16 protein-coding genes are annotated in these 16664 nt (G+C 73.9%); 10 read left to right on the forward strand and 6 right to left on the reverse strand.

The window, feature by feature from the left end:
• The first annotated feature begins 4 nt into the window (after positions 1-4).
• Positions 5-937, forward strand: coding sequence for a 1-phosphofructokinase family hexose kinase (locus tag Sdi02f_RS14645; protein ID WP_108933432.1), 933 nt, complete (start codon positions 5-7; stop codon positions 935-937).
• Positions 938-954: 17 nt separating this feature from the next.
• Here Sdi02f_RS14645 and Sdi02f_RS14650 read toward each other — a convergent pair whose 3' ends face one another.
• On the reverse strand, positions 955-1917 hold the full coding sequence (locus Sdi02f_RS14650; RefSeq protein ID WP_030399393.1) for a carbohydrate-binding protein: 963 nt from the start codon (positions 1915-1917) through the stop codon (positions 955-957).
• 116 nt (positions 1918-2033) lie between these two features.
• Positions 2034-3698, reverse strand: a complete 1665-nt coding sequence (cdgB, locus tag Sdi02f_RS14655) for a diguanylate cyclase CdgB (RefSeq protein ID WP_030399394.1) — start codon at positions 3696-3698, stop codon at positions 2034-2036.
• A gap of 412 nt (positions 3699-4110) precedes the next feature.
• Here cdgB and Sdi02f_RS14660 point away from each other — a divergent pair, with 412 nt between their 5' ends.
• Positions 4111-4602 (forward strand): flavin reductase family protein, encoded by a 492-nt coding sequence (locus tag Sdi02f_RS14660; RefSeq protein WP_203715084.1) that lies wholly within the window; start codon positions 4111-4113, stop codon positions 4600-4602.
• A 104-nt stretch (positions 4603-4706) separates the two neighbouring features.
• Here the strand turns inward: Sdi02f_RS14660 and arfB are convergent, their stop codons facing one another.
• Positions 4707-5144, reverse strand: coding sequence for an alternative ribosome rescue aminoacyl-tRNA hydrolase ArfB (arfB, locus tag Sdi02f_RS14665; RefSeq protein WP_030399396.1), 438 nt, complete (start codon positions 5142-5144; stop codon positions 4707-4709).
• A 178-nt stretch (positions 5145-5322) separates the two neighbouring features.
• Between arfB and Sdi02f_RS14670 the strand changes: the two genes are divergently transcribed.
• Positions 5323-5898: a TerD family protein gene (locus Sdi02f_RS14670; protein WP_030399397.1), complete on the forward strand. Its 576-nt coding sequence runs from the start codon at positions 5323-5325 to the stop codon at positions 5896-5898.
• Between the two features lie 69 nt (positions 5899-5967).
• On the opposite strand, the gene Sdi02f_RS14675 is transcribed toward Sdi02f_RS14670, so the two are convergent.
• Together Sdi02f_RS14675 and Sdi02f_RS14680 are read right to left on the reverse strand one after the other, a co-directional pair.
• Positions 5968-6624 (reverse strand): response regulator, encoded by a 657-nt coding sequence (locus Sdi02f_RS14675; protein ID WP_031186120.1) that lies wholly within the window; start codon positions 6622-6624, stop codon positions 5968-5970.
• Positions 6621-7826: a sensor histidine kinase gene (locus Sdi02f_RS14680; RefSeq protein ID WP_108933433.1), complete on the reverse strand. Its 1206-nt coding sequence runs from the start codon at positions 7824-7826 to the stop codon at positions 6621-6623. Before Sdi02f_RS14680 ends, Sdi02f_RS14675 begins: the two co-directional genes overlap by 4 nt.
• A gap of 366 nt (positions 7827-8192) precedes the next feature.
• Here Sdi02f_RS14680 and Sdi02f_RS14685 point away from each other — a divergent pair, with 366 nt between their 5' ends.
• From Sdi02f_RS14685 to Sdi02f_RS14695, 3 genes are all read left to right on the forward strand, one after another.
• Positions 8193-8759, forward strand: coding sequence for a GlcG/HbpS family heme-binding protein (locus Sdi02f_RS14685; RefSeq protein WP_053663702.1), 567 nt, complete (start codon positions 8193-8195; stop codon positions 8757-8759).
• 78 nt (positions 8760-8837) lie between these two features.
• A complete protein-coding gene (locus Sdi02f_RS14690) occupies positions 8838-10253 on the forward strand; it encodes a M1 family metallopeptidase (RefSeq protein WP_108933392.1) in 1416 nt (471 codons plus the stop codon).
• 59 nt (positions 10254-10312) lie between these two features.
• Positions 10313-10813, forward strand: a complete 501-nt coding sequence (locus Sdi02f_RS14695) for a hypothetical protein (RefSeq protein WP_030399402.1) — start codon at positions 10313-10315, stop codon at positions 10811-10813.
• A 30-nt stretch (positions 10814-10843) separates the two neighbouring features.
• Here Sdi02f_RS14695 and Sdi02f_RS14700 read toward each other — a convergent pair whose 3' ends face one another.
• Entirely contained in the window at positions 10844-11548 is a 705-nt protein-coding gene (locus Sdi02f_RS14700) for a pentapeptide repeat-containing protein (protein WP_030399403.1), read from the reverse strand.
• 158 nt (positions 11549-11706) lie between these two features.
• On the opposite strand from Sdi02f_RS14700, the gene Sdi02f_RS14705 reads away from it, so the two are divergent.
• The 4 genes from Sdi02f_RS14705 to Sdi02f_RS14720 all read left to right on the forward strand — a co-directional run bounded on the left by Sdi02f_RS14705 (position 11707) and on the right by Sdi02f_RS14720 (position 16651).
• Positions 11707-12867 carry an NAD(P)-binding protein gene (locus Sdi02f_RS14705; protein WP_030399404.1) on the forward strand — a complete coding sequence of 387 codons (1161 nt, stop codon included), beginning with the start codon at positions 11707-11709 and terminating at the stop codon, positions 12865-12867.
• Between the two features lie 60 nt (positions 12868-12927).
• Complete coding sequence (locus Sdi02f_RS14710; protein WP_031083663.1) at positions 12928-13908, forward strand: zinc-binding dehydrogenase; 981 nt, start codon at positions 12928-12930, stop codon at positions 13906-13908.
• 80 nt (positions 13909-13988) lie between these two features.
• Positions 13989-15503 carry an MFS transporter gene (locus Sdi02f_RS14715; protein ID WP_037800556.1) on the forward strand — a complete coding sequence of 505 codons (1515 nt, stop codon included), beginning with the start codon at positions 13989-13991 and terminating at the stop codon, positions 15501-15503.
• 266 nt (positions 15504-15769) lie between these two features.
• The gene (locus Sdi02f_RS14720; protein WP_030399407.1) at positions 15770-16651 is read left to right on the forward strand and encodes an aminoglycoside phosphotransferase family protein; all 882 of its coding nucleotides are present in this window, start codon (positions 15770-15772) and stop codon (positions 16649-16651) included.
• The last annotated feature ends 13 nt before the right edge of the window (positions 16652-16664 follow it).

Here is a 16664-nt window from a genome sequence, read left to right on the forward strand (position 1 = left end):
CACGGTGATCCTCACCGTCACTCTCAACACCGCGCTCGACATCACCTACCGCGTCCAGGGCCTCAGGCCCCACGCCTCGCACCGGGTGACGGAGGTGACCGAGCGGCCCGGCGGCAAGGGGCTGAACGTGGCCCGGGTGCTGGCGGCCCTCGGGCACGAGGCGACGGTCACCGGCTTCGCGGGCGGCACCACCGGCGCCGTCGTGCGCGAGCACCTCACCGGCGTGCACGGGGTGACCGACGCGCTGGTGCCGGTGGAGGGGGCCACCCGGCGCACCGTCGCCGTCGTCGACGAGCGCACCGGCGACACCACCCAGCTCAACGAGCCGGGCCCGGCCGTGGCGCCCGCCGAGTGGAACGCCTTCCAGGGGGCCTACGAGGACCTCCTGACCGGCGCCGCCGCGGTGGCCCTGTGCGGCAGCCTGCCGCCGGGCGTCCCGGTGGGCGCGTACGCCGGACTGGTGCGGGCCGCGCGGGCCGCGGGCGTGCCGGTGCTGCTCGACACGAGCGGGGAGCCGCTGCGGCGGGGGCTGGCGGCCCGCCCGGACCTGATCAAGCCGAACGCCGACGAACTGGCCGAGCTGACCGGCTCGCACGAGCCGCAGCGCGCCGCGCAGGCCGCCCGGCGCCGCGGTGCCCGCTCGGTGGTCGCCTCGCTGGGCCCCGAGGGGCTGCTCGCGGTGACCCCGGAGGGCCGCTGGCGCGCCGCCCCGCCGGCCCACGTCCACGGCAACCCGACGGGCGCGGGCGACTCGGCGGTCGCGGGCCTGCTCTCCGGGCTGGTGGAGCACCTGCCCTGGCCGGACCGGCTGACCCGCGCGGTCGCGCTGTCGGCGGCGACCGTACGGGCTCCGGTGGCGGGCGAGTTCGACCGGGCGGCCTACGAGGAACTGCTCGGCCGCGGAGTCGCGGTGACGGCGGAGGCGGGCGCGGCCTGAAGGACGCGCGGGCGCCGCTAGTTCTTGACCTGGCCCTTCTTCAGGGAGAACTGGTCCAGCAGGACGTCGCACTTGTCGCCGTCGGTGCAGGACAGGGTGATGGTGTTGGTGCCCTTGTTGAGGGTGGGCCAGGCGTAGGTCTTGGTCCAGCCCTTGGCGAAGTCGCCGTCCTTGGCCTGCGCGAAGTTGCCCAGGTTCAGCTTGCTGCCGAACTCCTTGCCGTTGACCGTGAGGGTCATCGACTGGTCCTCGCCGGCCGCGCTGTAGGTGGTGAAGAGGGTGTAGAGGCCGTCCTCGGGGATGCCGTTCACGGTCCAGGTGACCGAGGCGCCCGGCTGGTTGAGGTTGGCCACGTAGACGCCGCCGTCCGACTCGGCGCCCTCGACGTCCGAGGCGAGGGAGGCCGGACCGCCGAGCCGCATCGCCTTCGCGTCGGCGGAGGGCAGGTCGACCTCCTTCTCGGCGTCGTCGTCGCTCGCCGACGGGCTCGGCTCGGTGCTCTGGGACTGGGTGGGGGTGGTGCCGCCGCCCGCCTCGTCGCCGCTCTTGTCGTCGTCGGTGCCGCTGCTCGTCATGGCCACGACGATGCCGATGACCACGGCGGCGACGACCGCGACCGCGCCGATCAGCAGCCCCTTGGTGTTGGGGCCGCGGCGCCCGCCGCCCCCGCCGCGCCCGGACGGCTGCTGCGGGGCACCGGGGCCGCCACCGCCGGGGAAGGTCTCCGGCGCCGCGTAGTGCGCGTTCGGCTGTCCGTACGCCCCCTGCGGCTGGCCGTAGGCGCCCTGCTGGGGCGGGGCGGCCTGGCCCTGCGGTGCGCCGTACTGCCGTGTGCCGACGGGACGCACCCGGTTGACGGAGTTCGGGTAGCCGTAGCCACCGGACGGCGGCTGGGCCCCGTTGGCCTGCCCGTCGGCGTAGAGGTAGCCGAAGGGGTCGTCGTCCTCGGGCGTGCTCGCGCCGTTGTTGCCGGGCGTCATCCCTTGGTCTCCTAACCAGATGCGGTGCGTGGTACGGGTGGGTGAGAGAGCGAGCCTACCCGCTCCCGCTGACCCGAACGGGTGACCCAGACCGCATCAACGCGCTGACCTGCTGATCATCCGGCTCGGCGGTGCTGTTTGGGACGAGATCGTTTCTCGACGTACATCCGTTCGTCAGCCGACTTCAGGACTTCGTCCGCCGTCATGCCGCAGTGGGCCCACCCGATGCCGAAGCTGGCGCCCACGCGGACGGCCCGGCCCTCGGCCCGGATCGGCTGGATGATCTCGTTGCGCAGCCGTACGGCGAGGTCCTCGGCGTCGGCCCGGCCGAGCCCGTTGGCGAGGATCACGAACTCGTCGCCGCCGAGCCGGGCCACGGTGTCGCCGTCGCGGACGCCGCCGCTGAGCCGCCGGGCGACCTCGATGAGCACGGCGTCGCCCGCGTTGTGCCCGAACCGGTCGTTGATCGACTTGAAGCCGTCCAGGTCGCAGAAGAGGACCGCGAGCCCCTTGGTGCCGTCGTCGCGGCCGTCCGCGGGGGCCACGGCGTGCACGTGGTGGTCGAAGGCGCCGTACGGCTCGGGGGCGGCGGAGAAGTCGAAGGTGTGGCCGCCGGAGTCGAAGACGGCGGAGTGCCCGTAGGCGGCGTCCATGGCGTCGGCCACCGCCGCGTGCGAGGACTGCGGGCGCTGGCACAGCCGGGCGGCGAGCCGGGAGCGCAGCTCGGCGCTGTTGGGCAGGCCGGTGAGGGAGTCGTGGGAGGCGCGGTGGGCGAGCTGGAGCTCGCGGCGCTTGCGCTCCTCTATGTCCTCGACGTGGGTGAGCAGGAAGCGCGGCCCGTCGGCGGCGTCGGCGACGACGCTGTTGCGCAGCGAGACCCAGACGTAGGTGCCGTCGCGGCGGCCCAGCCGCAGCTCGGCCCGGCCGCCCTCGGCGGAGGTGCGCAGCAGGGTGCCGATGTCCTCGGGGTGCACGAGGTCGGAGAAGGCGTAGCGGCGCATCGCGGAGGCGCGGCGGCCCAGCAGGCGGCAGAGCGCGTCGTTGGTGCGCAGGATGCGGCCGTGCTGGTCGCCGCCCATCTCGGCGATGGCCATGCCGGAGGGGGCGTACTCGAAGGCCTGGCGGAAGCTCTCCTCGCTGGCCCTGAGCGCCTGCTGGTCGCGCTCGAGGCGGACCAGGGCGCGCTGCATGTTGGAGCGGAGCCGTGCGTTGCTGATCGCGATGGCGGCCTGGAACGCGTACATCTGCAAAGCCTCGCGGCCCCAGGCGCCGGGACGGCGGCCGTTGCGCGGCCGGTCCACGGACAGGACGCCGATCAGCTCGCCGCTGCTGCCGCCGCCCTGCGGGCCCGGCGCGTACATCGGGGCGAAGAGCCGGTCCGAGGGGTGCCACTCGTCCTCGAAGCGGGGCGCGGGGCCGTCGGTGTACCACTGCGGGACGTCGTCGTCGTCGAGGACCCAGCCCTCGGTGTGGGGTATGAAGATCAGGTCGCCCCACTGCTCGCCCATGTTCAGGCGCCGGTCCCAGGACGCGCGGGAGCCCGAGCGGCCGGTGATGAGCGCCTCGGCGGCCTGGTTGCCCGCGAAGGCGGCGACGACGAGGTCGCCGTCGGGCCCGACCAGATTGACGCACGCCAGTTCGTACCCGAGGGCCCGGACGACGCCGTCGGCGACGGCCTGCAGGGTGTCGGCCAGACTGCGGGCCTTGTTCATGTCGGCCATGGCCTGGTGCAACTGCCGCAGGGACGCCAGGCGGACATAGGGCTCCGAGTCGGTCTCCATGCTCGCCCTCCCCCCGAGACCTCGCAGTGAATCAAGGGTTCTCTTCGGCGCCTTTACTGATGGTGCCCTTGCAGGTTCCCCGCCACTGAATCACAGCGCGCTCCGCACTCGGTACACAGGGTCAACAATTACCGCCCCTTGTGACTCAAGTCACAGCGAAACCTGAACAATTGAGAGGGCTTTCCGCGTTTTCCCAGCGGGTTTACCGATCGCAAAGTTTGTAGGGATGCGCACCTCTCCGTCCCTGGTCCTAGGACCCGGTTGGGACCGGGGTCCGATGCCGGGCCCGTGCCCCGGAGATTAGCGTGACGGGGTGCCGAACACTTCGTCTCTCACCTCCCCCGCGTCCCCGTTCCCGTCGCCCGCCTCCGGGCATTCTGAGGGGGTGAGCAACGAGGAGTTCCGTGCCGCCATGTCCCGGCTGGCCTCGGGCGTGGTCCTGGTGACCGCGCAGGAGCCGCCGCTGGACCCCGACGACCCGCTGGCACCGCGCGGCGAGGACGTCGGCATGACGGCCACCGCGTTCGTGTCGGTCTCCCTGGACCCGCCGCTGGTCCTGGTCAGCCTGCGCGAGGGCTCCCGCATGGACGACCTGCTCGACGAGCAGCCCCTGTGGGCGGTCTCCGTCCTCTCCGAGAGCCAGCGGCACATCGCGGGCCGCTTCGCGATGAAGGGCCGCGTCAGCGACCGCCTCCTGTTCGCCGACATCCCGTACGTGCGGGGCGAGGCGACCGGCGCCCCCCTGGCGGGCGGCGCCCTGGCGACCCTGGAGTGCCGCACCGAGCAACGGGTCCCGGCCGGCGACCACACCCTCGTCATCGGCCGCGTCCTGACCGCCTCACTGCCGAGCGCGGACGGGGGACCGCTGACGTACTTCCGCGGGCGGTACCGGCACCTGGGCTGAGCACGCCGCCGGCCCGGCTCTCCGCCTCCGTCCGTCCCAACGGGGAGGAAGCCGGGCAGGGAACGGCCGGCGTGCCGGACCCGGGCCGGGACGGTCCCGCCCGGTCAGTCCCAGTCCCGCGCCGAGCGGCCCCGTTTGGTCTGCGCGCGCTGCTTCTTCTCCCGCAGCCGGCGTTCGTTGATGCCGCGCGGGACGCGGGTCGGCCGGCGGGGTCTGGGCGGCGGGGCGGTGGCCTCGGCGAGGAGGGCGGCGAGGCGCACGGCGGCGGTCTCGCGGTTGCGCCACTGGGAGCGGTGCTCGGAGGCGCGGACGGTGACGACCCCGTCGTTCAGGCGCCCGGCCAGCCTCTCCAGCGCGCGCTGCTTCCACACCTCGGGCAGGGCCTCGGTCCGCGCCAGGTCGAAGCGCAGTTCCACCGCCGTGTCCGTGGTGTTGACGTGCTGTCCGCCGGGCCCCGAGGAGCGCGAGAAGCGCCAGACCAGCTCGGCCTCGGGCAGGGAGACGGAGCCGCGGATGACATGGGGACCGGACATGCCCTCCATGTTCCCGCCCCCCGGCGGCCCGAGTCACCCGAATATCCCGCGCGGTGTCCCGGGCCCCCGACTCCCGGCCTCGGTAAAGAAAGTAAAGACAGGCGGAACCTTGTGGACCCCTCTCGACGTTCATGGTGGTAGCTGTAGCTTTCTTGCCGTACGTAAACGAGGGAAGGGACTCCCAACAATGGCTGTAAGCCTGTCCAAGGGTGGCAACGTCTCGCTCACCAAGGAGGCTCCGGGCCTGACCGAAGTCACCGTGGGGCTCGGCTGGGACGTCCGCACCACCACCGGCACCGACTTCGACCTCGACGCCTCCGCGATCGCGGTCAACGCGGAGGGCAAGGTCTACTCCGACGCCCACTTCGTCTTCTTCAACAACAAGCAGACGCCGGACAACACCATCGTCCACACCGGTGACAACCGCACCGGCGAGGGCGCCGGCGACGACGAGGCGATCAACGTCAACCTGGCCGGCCTCCCGGCCGACATCGACAAGATCGTCTTCCCGGTCTCGATCTACGACGCCGAGAACCGCTCGCAGAACTTCGGCCAGGTCCGCAACGCCTACATCCGCATCGTCAACCAGGCCGGCGGCGCCGAGATCGCGCGCTACGACCTGTCGGAGGACGCGGCCACCGAGACCGCCATGGTCTTCGGCGAGCTGTACCGCAACGGCGCCGAGTGGAAGTTCCGCGCCGTCGGCCAGGGCTACGCCTCGGGCCTGGTGGGCATCGCCCAGGACTTCGGCGTGAACGTCTGAGGTTCACCCGCCCGTTCGTTGCGTACGGAGGCCCCCCGGATGTCCGGCCGGGGGGCCTTCGGCGTTCCGTCACGGCAGCAGGCGCTGCTCCTTGGCCACCGCGACCGCTCCGGCGCGGGTGTCGACGCCGAGCTTGTCGTAGATGCGGCGCAGGTGCGTCTTCACCGTGGCCTCGCTGATGTACAGCGCGCGGGCGATCTCCCGGTTGCCGAGTCCGGTGGCGAGCTGGGCCAGGATGTCGCGTTCGCGGCCGGTGAGGGCGGGGCGCGGCCTGCGCAGGTTGGCCATGACCCGGCCGGCGACGGGCCCGGACAGTGCCGGACGGCCCTGGGCGGCGGCGTGGATGGCCGCGAACAGTTCCTCGGGGCGTTCGGCCTTGAGCAGGTAGCCGGTCGCGCCCGCCTCGATGGCGCGGGTGATGTCGGCGTCGGTGTCGTAGGTGGTCAGCACCAGCACGTGCGGCACACGGCCGGTGCCCGCGGTGAGGCGGCGGGTCGTCTCCACGCCGTCGATGCCGGCACCGAGCTGAAGGTCCATCAGCACGACGTCCGGCGCCAGTCGCGCGGCGAGCGCGAGCGCCTCCTCGCCGGTGCCCGCCTCGCCCACCACCTCGATGCCGGGGGCGCTGTCGAGCAGGGCGAGCAGTCCGGCGCGTACGACGACGTGGTCGTCGCAGACCAGGATGCGGACGGGGCCGGCGGGCCCGCCGGCTGCCGGGTCGGTCATCGGGGTGCCTCCTGCGGGTCGGCGGGGTCCGCCGGGTCGGTGCGGGGCGGGTCCAGGGGCACGGCGGCGGACAGGGCGGTGCCCTCGCCGGGCGCGGACTCGACGGTCAGGGTGCCGCCGAGCTGGCGCAACCGGGCGCGCATGGCGGGCAGTCCGTGGCCGCGCACCCCGGTGGCGGCGCCGGACGGCGGCGCCGGGTCGAAGCCGTGCCCGTCGTCGGTGACGTCCAGGACGACCTCGTCGTCGAGGAGAGTGAGGCTGAGCGCGGCGGTGGACGCCCCCGCGTGCTCCCGGACGTTGGCCAGGGCCCCCTGGGCGACCCGCAGCAGCGCCGACTCGACGCGGGCGGGCAGCGCCGGGACGCGGGCACCGGCGTCGACGTGGACGCGCACGGTGAGGTGGTCGCCGGACTCCCGCTCGGCCAGCGCCCGCAGCGCCGCCTCCAGACCGCCGCCCCGGGCGAGGTCGGCCGGGGCCAGGTCGTGCACGAAGCGGCGGGCCTCGGCGAGGTTGTGCTCGGCGACGGAGGCGGCGCCCCGGACATGGGTGCGGGCCTTGTCCTGGTCCGACTCCCAGACCCGCTCGGCGGCCTGGAGCAGCATCCGCTGGCTGGACAGCCCCTGGGCGAGGGAGTCGTGGATCTCCATCGACAGCCGCTGGCGTTCGGCGAGGGTGCCCTCGCGGCGCTCGGAGGCGGCGAGTTCGCGGCGGGTGCGGATCAGGTCGTCGATCAGGGCGCGCTGCCGGGCCGCCTGCCGTTCGGTGTGCAGGAACACGGCGGCGGCGAGGGCGGCGACGGCGGGCGGGGCGAGCAGCAGGTTCGGGTCGAAGCCCCCGGCGAGCCGCAGTTGCGCGGCGACGACGAACACCGTCAGGACGGTGACCAGGCCGAGCGCAGCCCGGGCCGGCAGGGTGCGCAGGCCGGTGTAGAAGAGGGGCACCGCGCACCAGGCGAAGCTGGGCGCGAGCACGACCAGCACCATCCACACCACGACCACCGGGCCCAGCCGGGCCAGGCGTCGCCGGGCGGACACGGCACCGGGCTCGGACGGCTGGGGCCCGCCCAGGACCGGCCCGAGCAGGTGCAGCACCGCGAGGGTGAGGGACAGCGCGAAGATCCAAGGCGTGCGGGGTTCGCCGGGGTGGCGCAGCAGGAAGCGGGCGAGGGCTCCGCCGAGCAGCAGGAAGAACGCCACGTGCATGACGGCGCCGAGCCACCGGGCGTCCGGGTGGTGGTCGTACGGCTTCGCCCTCGCCACCCCGCACCCGCCTCCTCTCGTCCGCTTCTCCGGTCCGTCCGTCGCCCGTTCCTCTGGTGCTTCGCCGTCCGTCTCCTGGTGCTTCGCCGTCCGCCGCGCTGTCTCCAACGTGTCGCAGAAGACGGCTGAGCTGCGCGAACACTCCCATGGTGCCCTCTTCGGACGTCTTTCGGGTCAACCGATCGGACGACCCCGCCGTCGCCCGTTCCGTCGCCCACGAGCAGCCAGAACGGCGACGGCGGGCGCCGGGTTCCGGCCGGAGGGTGGAGAGCACGAACCCGACCGCCCCCACCGGAGGAGCAGCCCACCATGAAGAAGACCCTCTCCCGTCGTGCCCGCGTCGCCACGGGCGGTGCCGTGCTCGCCGCCGTCGCCGCCGGCACCTTCGGCACGGTGGCCGCGAACGCCTCCGCGCCCGAGAGCGCCCGGGACTCCGCGGTGTCCGCCGCTCCCGTCGCCGCGGGCAAGCGTGACACCACCACCTCCACGCATCTGACGATCGACGCCGCCACCAAGGCCGCGCAGGCCGCGTTGAAGGCCGCCAAGAAGGAGGGCCAGCGGGTCACGGTCGCGGTCGTCGACCGCAACGGCAACACGATCCTCACCCTGCGCGGCGACGGCGCGGGCCCGCAGTCGTACGAGTCGGCCGAGAAGAAGGCGTACACGGCCGTCTCCTGGAACGCGCCGACCAGCGAGCTGGAGGGCCGCCTGGAGAACGCGCCCAACCTGAAGGACATCCCGGGCACGCTGTTCCTGGGCGGCGGCGTGCCGGTCACCGCCGACAAGGCGCCGATCGCCGGCATCGGCGTCGCGGGCGCCCCGTCCGGCACCCTGGACGAGAAGTTCGCACAGGCGGGCGCGGCATCGCTGAACTAGGCCCTTCCGGAGCGCTTCGGGGTCCCAACAGCCGTTGCCGGCGGGCGTTTCACGTGAAACACCCCATAGGATCACGAGGTGCGCACCCCCCGTCTGCTCGTGACCGCCGCCACCGCCCTCGCCCTCACGGCGTGCAGCGGAGGCGGCTCGGTCGATGGCACCCCCGGTGGCTCGGGGGTGCGCGACCCGTACTTCCCCAAGGCCGGCAACAGCGGCTACGACGTCGGCCACTACGACCTGACCCTGGACTACGACCCGGACACGGACGCGGACGCCGGGCACCTCGCCGGCACCGCGGTGATCACCGCCCGCGCGACCGAGGACCTGTCCGCCTTCAACCTCGACCTCAAGGGCCTGGACGTCGAGAAGGTCGAGGTCGAGGGCCGGGAGGCGCGCTTCCACCGGGCCGGGCAGGAGCTGACCGTGCGCCCGGCGGACGAGTTGCACGACGGGGAGACGTTCCGCGTGAGCGTCCGTTACTCCGGCGGCCCGGAGACCATCACCGACCCGGACGACTCCGAGGAGGGCTGGCTGCCCACCGCCGACGGCGCGGTCGGACTGGGCGAGCCGACGGGCTCGATGGCCTGGTTCCCCGGCAACCACCACCCCTCCGACAAGGCGACGTACGACATCAGGATGACCGTGCCGAAGGGCCTGGGCGTGGTCTCCAACGGCGAACTGCGCGAGGAGCGCACCCGGAACGGCCGTACGACGTTCACCTGGCACACCGCCGAGCCGATGTCCAGCCACGTGGTCACGGTCGCCGTGGGCACGTGGAAGACCGCCCGCTCCACCACGGACGACGGCCTGTCCGTCTACACGGCGGTGGACCCGACTCAGGCCGACGCGAGCCGGAAGGTCCTCAAGCGGATTCCCGAGATCATGGAGTGGGGACAGGAGAACTTCGGCCCCTACCCCTTCTCCTCCACCGGCGCGATCGTCGACCGCGACGAGGACGCCGGATACGCCCTGGAGACCCAGAACCGGCCCTATTTCCCCGGCGCCCCCGACACCGTCCTGCTCGTCCACGAGCTGACCCACCAGTGGTACGGGAACTCCGTCAGCCCGAAGACCTGGCGGGACATGTGGCTCAACGAGGGCTTCGCCACCTACGCGGAGTGGCTGTGGGAGGAGGACCACGGCGGCGACACCGCCCAGGAGTCCTTCGACGCGCTGTACGACGGGACGTACTACGACGACGCGGCCGCGAACGAGTCGGTCTGGGCGTTCCCGCCCGCGGACCCGCCCGACGCGGCGCACATCTCGGAGAGCCCGGTCTACCAGCGGGGCGCGATGGTCCTGCACAAGATCCGCGAGACGGTCGGCGACGACGCCTTCTGGAAGCTGCTGCGCGGCTGGTCCGCCGCCCACCGGCACGGCAACGCGGACACCGACGACTTCACGGCGTACGTGGAGAAGTCCGCGCCGGACGAGGACTTCACGGAGATCTGGAAGGACTGGCTGCGCGGGGACGGCAGGCCGGACAGCCCGTGAGGAGCACCGGTGCGCCCACCGGTCCGGGCGCGCGTCCGGTCCGTGACACCATCACCTGCGTGCTCGACATCGGCTACGCCCTCTCCACCCGCTTCCCGGACCCGCCGCAGACGGACTACCGGCGCGCGGACGTCCACGCCCTGCGCCACGACCTGTTCTGCGGGGACGTGTACCTCGCCGACACCAAGGCGGACCGGGAACTGTCCACAGCCTGGGGATGGGTGCCGGTGCTCGACTTCGCCTGGGCGCTGTGCGACATCGTGGAGCAGATCGACCGGGACCCGGCGGGATCCCGGGCCGCCCGGCCGCAGCGGGCCGAGCTGGACTTCACCGAGTCCACCGACCGTCTGCTCTTCGAGCGCCGCTTCGGCTGGGTCGACATCGAGGCGGAGTGGCTCCCGGCGGCCGAGCCCCCGCTGTCCTTCTCCCACGGCGAACTGCGCCGGGAGGCCCGGGACTTCCTGCACGACCTCCTCGCCGACCTCACCGACCTCCACGAGGACCTGGCGGACAACCCGGCGGTCTGGTCCCTCCAGGCCCGCTTCCCGCGCCTGCCCTGACCGCCCCGACGGCCGCAGCGGCCCGCGCCGCTAGCCCTCCGCCAGCACCCGCACCCCCAGCTCCGCCGCCAGGACCGGTGCGAGATCGAGGAGCTGGGCGGGGCTGATCACGGCGCCGGAGAGGCGGTCCACGCCGCGCGAGAGTTCCAGTGGGGCGGCGCCGCGCAGGTCGACGTCGGTGAGGGTGGCCGCGCTGAGGTCTGCCTGCTTCAGGGCGCAGTCCACGAACTCGACCCGCTCCAGGCGGGCGCCGCCGAAGTCCGGCTCGACCAGGACGCAGCCCTCGAAGACGACGTCCTTGAGGCGGGCCCGGCGCAGATTGAGGTAGTCGATCTTGCCGCCGCGGATCAGGACGCGTTCCAGCACGGCGCCGTGCAGCTGGGTGCCGCCGAGGCGGGCGTCGAGCAGCTCGACGTCGCGCAGGGTCGCCTCCGCGAGGTTCGTGCCCACGCCCCTGACGCCGGTGAGCACCGTGTCGAGCAGCCGGGCCCGGGGCAGTGACGCCTCGTCCAGGGCGCAGCCCGTCAGCGCGCAGTCCATGAAGCGGGCGCCCGCGCCGTCCTGGCCGGTGAGGTCCGTCTCCCGGAAGTCCAGCGCGTCGTAGTCCCCGTCGGGCTCCAGTCCCCCGCCGTCCTCGTACGGCGTGAGCGGCGGCAGGCGCAGCTCCGGGCGTCTCGCCCCGCGCACCGTCGTCGTACCGCGCCCGCCCGTCGTCCCCGCCGCTCTCCTCGCCATGGACCCATGCTGCACCCCGGCACTGACAACCGCCTCCGACCTGCGCAAACACCGCTCTCCCCGGCCGTATGTCACATCCGGCGCCCCCTCGGACGTCGTAGGAGCGGACAGGCGCCGCGCCCGGCGCCGCGACCGCGACCCGAGGGAGAACCCGAGCCATGCACCGCATCACCGTCATCGGCGGCGGCTTCGCCGGACTGACCGCGGCCATCACGGCCGCCGAGGCCGGTGCCAAGGTCACCGTCCACGAGGCCCACCACACCCTCGGGGGCCGGGCCCGGACGGCCGACGGCCCCTACCGGACCAACGAGGGCCCGCACGCCCTCTACAACGGCGGCCCGCACTGGGCGTGGCTGCGCCGGCGGGACCTGATCGGCCCGCTCGCGCCGATCCCGCCGCTGGAGGCGGCCCGGCTCCGGCTGCGGCACAAGGGGGCGCTGCGCCGCACCCCGCCGTTCGCCATGCTGAAGCTGCTGCGCCGGGGCGTCGGGCCCGCGCCGGTCGACACCGACTTCCTGACCTGGGCGACCGGGATCGCGGGCGAGGAGGGCGCCCGGGCCGCCGCCCACTACTGCGCGGTCGCCCTCTTCCACCACGATCCGGGTTCGCTGTCCGCCGCCTTCGTGCAGGAGCGGCTGCGGCGGGCCGCCAAGCTGCCGCCCGAGGCGCACTACCCGCGCGGCGGCTGGGCCGGGGTCGTGGACCGGATGGCCGCCCTGGCCTGGAACCTCGGGGTACGGGTGGAGACGCTCTCCCGCGTGGACACGCTGCCCACCGACACGCCCGTCGTCGTCGCCACCTCCCTCGACGCGGCCCGCCGCCTGCTGGACGACCCCACGCTGACGTGGCCGAGCGGCCGCACCACCCTGGTCGACCTGGCCGTACGCACCCGGCGCGGGGACGCCTTCGCCGTCTCCGACCTGGACGCGCCGGGGTGGATCGAGCGGTTCACGGCGCAGGACCGCACGCTCGCGCCGGCGGGCGAGCAGCTGATCCAGGGGCAGATCCCCCTCGCGCCGGACGCGTCGAAGGCCGAGGGCGTCGCACGCGCCGAGCACCTGCTCGACCTGGGCTTCCCCGGCTGGCGCGAGCGGCTGACCTGGCGGCGCGAGGCGGTCGCGAACGGCCGTACCGGCGCGGTGGACCTGCCCGGCACCACCTGGCGCGACCGGCCGGCCCTCGACCGCGGCGACGGCGTCTACCTCGCCGGGGACCAGGTCGCCGCGCCCGGCCTGCTCTCCGAGGTCTCCTTCAACAGCGCCCTGACGGCGGTCTCCCTCGCCCTGGGGCGGCACGGGCTTGACCTCAAGCGAGCTTGAGGTCGTTGGGTGGGGAGCACAGCAGCCGCAGCAGCGCACTCTTCCCCTGGGGGTTCCGTCATGCACGCCATCCGTCTGCACGCCTTCGGTCCGGCCGGGAACCTCGTCCTGGACGAGGTCGAGGACCCGGCGCCGGGACCGGGCCAGGTCCGGATCGCCGTCCGTGCGGCGGGCGTCCATCTCCTGGACGGCGCCCTGCGCGAGGGCGTCCGGGGGCCGGTGCCCGCCCTCCCCGAGCTGCCCACGATCCCCGGCCGCGAGGTCGCCGGGGTCGTCGACGCACTCGGGGAGGGCACGCCGGAGAGCTGGCTGGGCCGGCGCGTCGTCGCCCACCTCGGCTTCGCCCCGGGCGGCTACGCCGAACTCGCCGTCACCGACCTCGCCCGCGTCCACGAGGTCCCCGCGAACCTGGACTTCGCCCAGGCCGTCGCCATGATCGGCACCGGGCGTACGACGATGGGGATCGTGCAGTTCGCCGAGCTGGGCCCCGGCGCCGTGGCCGTGGTCCCGGCCGCCGCGGGCGGCATCGGCACGCTGCTGGTGCAGTACGCGAAGAACGCCGGCGCCACGGTGATCGGCCTCGCCGGCGGCCCGGCCAAGACCGCCCTCGTCGCGGCGAACGGCGCCGATCTCGCCGTCGACTACACGGACCCCGGGTGGCCAGCGAAGGTCCGCGCCCACCTGGACGGCGAGGCCGCCACCGTCGTCTTCGACGGCGTCGGCGGGGACGTGGCGCGCGAGGCCGTCGCCCTGCTCGGACCCGGCGGGCGGCACGTGGTCTTCGGCTGGTCGGCCCAGGGCCTGCGCGACGGTGCCCCCTACCTGGTCGACGGCGTCTCCGAGCAGGTGCTCGGCCCGGCGATGAGGGAGCGGACCGGCGGCGCCGACCCCGTGCGCACCCTCGAACTGCGCGCCCTCGCCGAGGCCGCCGGGGGCCGGCTCGTCCCGGCCGTGCACCGCTTCCCGCTCGCCGAGGCCGCCGCCGCGCACCGCGCCCTGGAGAACCGGGCGACGACCGGCAAGGTGGTCCTGGAACCATGACCGGCGGCCGGTGGCGCCGAGCCGGGCGACGGCCCGCGCAACGGGATGCGACTCGTCCCGAATCGTGGTCTTCTGGCCCAATGAGTGGCTCCCGGACAGGTCGGACAGGCGAACCCGCGGCCACGCCCCCGGAGGCCGATCCGCATCGCTGGTGGGGGCTGGTGGTGATCGCCCTGGCCCAGTTGATGGTCGTCCTCGACGCGACGATCGTGAACATCGCGCTGCCCTCGGCCCAGCGCGACCTGCACATGTCCGACGCCAACCGCCAGTGGGTGATCACCGCGTACACCCTCGCGTTCGGCGGTCTGCTGCTGCTCGGCGGGCGGGTCGCGGACCTGGTGGGACGCAAACGCACCTTCGTCATCGGGCTGATCGGCTTCGCCGCCGCCTCCGGGATCGGCGGCGCCGCCACCACGTCGGCGATGCTCTTCGGCGCCCGTGCCCTCCAGGGCGTGTTCGCCGCCGTCCTCGCGCCGTCCGCGCTGTCCCTGCTGACGACGACCTTCACCGACCCGAAGGAGCGCGGGAAGGCCTTCGGCATCTACGGCGCGCTGGCCGGCTCCGGCTCCGCGATCGGCTTCATCGTCGGCGGCGTGCTCACCGAGTACCTGAACTGGCGCTGGTGTCTGTACGTCAACGTCCCCATCGCGATCATCGCGGTGATCGGCGCCTTCGCCCTGCTGCACGACCGGCCCGGCCACGCCGACGCCGGGCTCGACGTGCCCGGCGTGGTCCTCGGCTGCGGCGGCCTGGTCGCGCTCGTCTACGGCTTCAGCGAGGCCCAGCCCCGCGGCTGGACCGACCCGCTGGTGCTGTCCCTGTTCGCGCTGGCCGTGGCCCTGCTGGCGGCGTTCGTGTGGTGGCAGACCCGGGCGCCCACCCCCCTGCTGCCGCTGCACGTCATCCGGGAACGCAACCGCGCCGGCTGCTTCCTGACGATGATGCTGGCGGTCATCGGCATGTTCGGGCTGTTCCTGTTCATGACCTACTACCTCCAGGTCATCCTCGGCTACTCCCCCGTGCGGACCGGCCTGGCCTTCCTGCCGCTGACCGCCGCGATCATCGTGGGCTCCACCCAGATCTCCGCCCGGCTGCTGCCGCACGTCAGCCCGCGCACGCTGATGGTGCCCGGCATGCTCCTCGCCTCGGGCGGCATGGTGATCCTCACGCGGATCACCGTGCACTCGGAGTACGTGTCCGAGATCCTCCCCGCGCTGCTCCTGATGGGCCTCGGCATGGGCCTGACCTTCATGCCGGTGTTCTCCACGGCCACCGCCGGGGTCGCCCCCCGGGACTCCGGCGTGACCTCCGCGACTGTCAACACCTCGCAGCAGGTGGGCGGCTCGATCGGCACGGCGCTGCTCAACACCATCGCGACCAGCACCAGCGCGTCCTGGATCACCGCGCACCTGACGAACCCCGCCCAGCGGGAGCTGATCGTGCGGGAGGGCATCGTGCACGGCTACACGGTCGCCATCTGGGTGGCCGCCGGGGTGATGCTGCTGGCGGGCGTGGTCGCGGGCGTGATGGTGACGGCGAAGGCGCCGAAGCACGGGAACCCGGCGGACCGCCCGGTGCCGGAGCCGGTGGCCTGAGACGGGCCGCGGTGGGAGCAACCGGCCCCGTGCGGTGCCGGACGCGCCGTCCCCGGCCCGCGCCGGCACGGCCTCCTCGGCCGCGGTGAGGTCCCGTGCCGGGCCGCCGCCCGCGCTCTCGGGAGGCGGTCCGTCCGGGCGGTCCGTCCGGGCCGTCCGTCCGGGCCGTCCGTCCGGGCCGTCCGTCCGGGCTGTCCGTTCGAGCCGTCCGCCCGGGCCGGCCGTTCGGGCCCGGCCAAACGGACGGCCCGGTAGCCTCGTTGACCATGATCGACGTTCCGGACGCACTGGCCGTCTCCCTGGCGAAGTACAGCGGCGAGGCGGGGCGCGCCTTCGCCGCGGGGCTGCCCGCGCTGGCCGCCGGGTTCCTGGAGCGGTGGGAGCTGCGGCCGGACGGGCCGCCGATGCACGGCTGGGCGGCGCTGGTGCTGCCGGTCGTGCGGCGCGACGGCGGCGAGGCGGTGCTGAAGCTGCAGCTCCTCGACGCGGAGACCGAGGGCGAGCCCCTCGCGCTGCGGGAGTGGGCCGGGGACGGCGCGGTGCGGCTGCTCGACCACGATCCGGGGACCGGGACCATGCTCCTGGAACGCCTGGACTCCGGCCGCACGCTCGGTCACGTCGCGGACTCCCGCGAGGCCGTCCTGGTCGTCGCCCGGATGCTCGCGCACCTCACCGCGACGCCCGCGCCGCCCGGTGTGCGCCGGCTCGGGGACATCGCGCGGGGCATGCTGGAGCGGACGCCCGGGACGCTGGAGCACATCGCGGACCCGGCGGACCGGCGGCTGGTCGCCGACTGCGCCGCCGCCGTGCGCGAGGTCGCCGACGAACCGGGCGACCGGCTGCTGCACTGGGACCTGCACTACGAGAACGTCCTCGCCGCGGACCGCGCCCCCTGGCTCGCCATCGATCCCAAACCGCTGGCCGGCGACCCCGGCTTCGACCTGATGCCCGCGCTCGACAACCGCTACGACCCGGCCGAGACCCGCTGGCGTTTCGACGCCATGACCGACGTCCTCGGCCTCGACCGGCAGCGCGCCCGCGCCTGGTGCCTGGGCCGCGTGCTGCAGAACAGCCTGTGGAACGTCGAGGACGGCGACCCGCTGGAGACCGAGCAGATGGAGATCGGGCGGCTGCTGCGCGACCTGTGAGGGCGGGCCGCGC

It is taken from the genome of Streptomyces ardesiacus (genome assembly GCF_003112575.1).
Lineage (GTDB): Bacteria > Actinomycetota > Actinomycetes > Streptomycetales > Streptomycetaceae > Streptomyces > Streptomyces ardesiacus.

Excerpts from the sequence above, each read along its gene's own strand:
- Sdi02f_RS14705 (WP_030399404.1), top strand. The coding sequence starts at position 11,707 with ATGCACCGCATCACCGTCATCGGCGGCGGCTTCGCCGGACTGACCGCG.
- Sdi02f_RS14680 (WP_108933433.1), bottom strand. The coding sequence starts at position 7,826 with ATGCACGTGGCGTTCTTCCTGCTGCTCGGCGGAGCCCTCGCCCGCTTC.
- arfB (WP_030399396.1), bottom strand. The coding sequence starts at position 5,144 with ATGGAGGGCATGTCCGGTCCCCATGTCATCCGCGGCTCCGTCTCCCTG.
- Sdi02f_RS14660 (WP_203715084.1), top strand. The coding sequence starts at position 4,111 with ATGTCCCGGCTGGCCTCGGGCGTGGTCCTGGTGACCGCGCAGGAGCCG.
- cdgB (WP_030399394.1), bottom strand. The coding sequence starts at position 3,698 with ATGGAGACCGACTCGGAGCCCTATGTCCGCCTGGCGTCCCTGCGGCAG.
- Sdi02f_RS14685 (WP_053663702.1), top strand. The coding sequence starts at position 8,193 with ATGAAGAAGACCCTCTCCCGTCGTGCCCGCGTCGCCACGGGCGGTGCC.
- Sdi02f_RS14720 (WP_030399407.1), top strand. The coding sequence starts at position 15,770 with ATGATCGACGTTCCGGACGCACTGGCCGTCTCCCTGGCGAAGTACAGC.
- Sdi02f_RS14675 (WP_031186120.1), bottom strand. The coding sequence starts at position 6,624 with ATGACCGACCCGGCAGCCGGCGGGCCCGCCGGCCCCGTCCGCATCCTG.
- Sdi02f_RS14715 (WP_037800556.1), top strand. The coding sequence starts at position 13,989 with ATGAGTGGCTCCCGGACAGGTCGGACAGGCGAACCCGCGGCCACGCCC.
- Sdi02f_RS14670 (WP_030399397.1), top strand. The coding sequence starts at position 5,323 with ATGGCTGTAAGCCTGTCCAAGGGTGGCAACGTCTCGCTCACCAAGGAG.
- Sdi02f_RS14700 (WP_030399403.1), bottom strand. The coding sequence starts at position 11,548 with ATGGCGAGGAGAGCGGCGGGGACGACGGGCGGGCGCGGTACGACGACG.
- Sdi02f_RS14650 (WP_030399393.1), bottom strand. The coding sequence starts at position 1,917 with ATGACGCCCGGCAACAACGGCGCGAGCACGCCCGAGGACGACGACCCC.
- Sdi02f_RS14710 (WP_031083663.1), top strand. The coding sequence starts at position 12,928 with ATGCACGCCATCCGTCTGCACGCCTTCGGTCCGGCCGGGAACCTCGTC.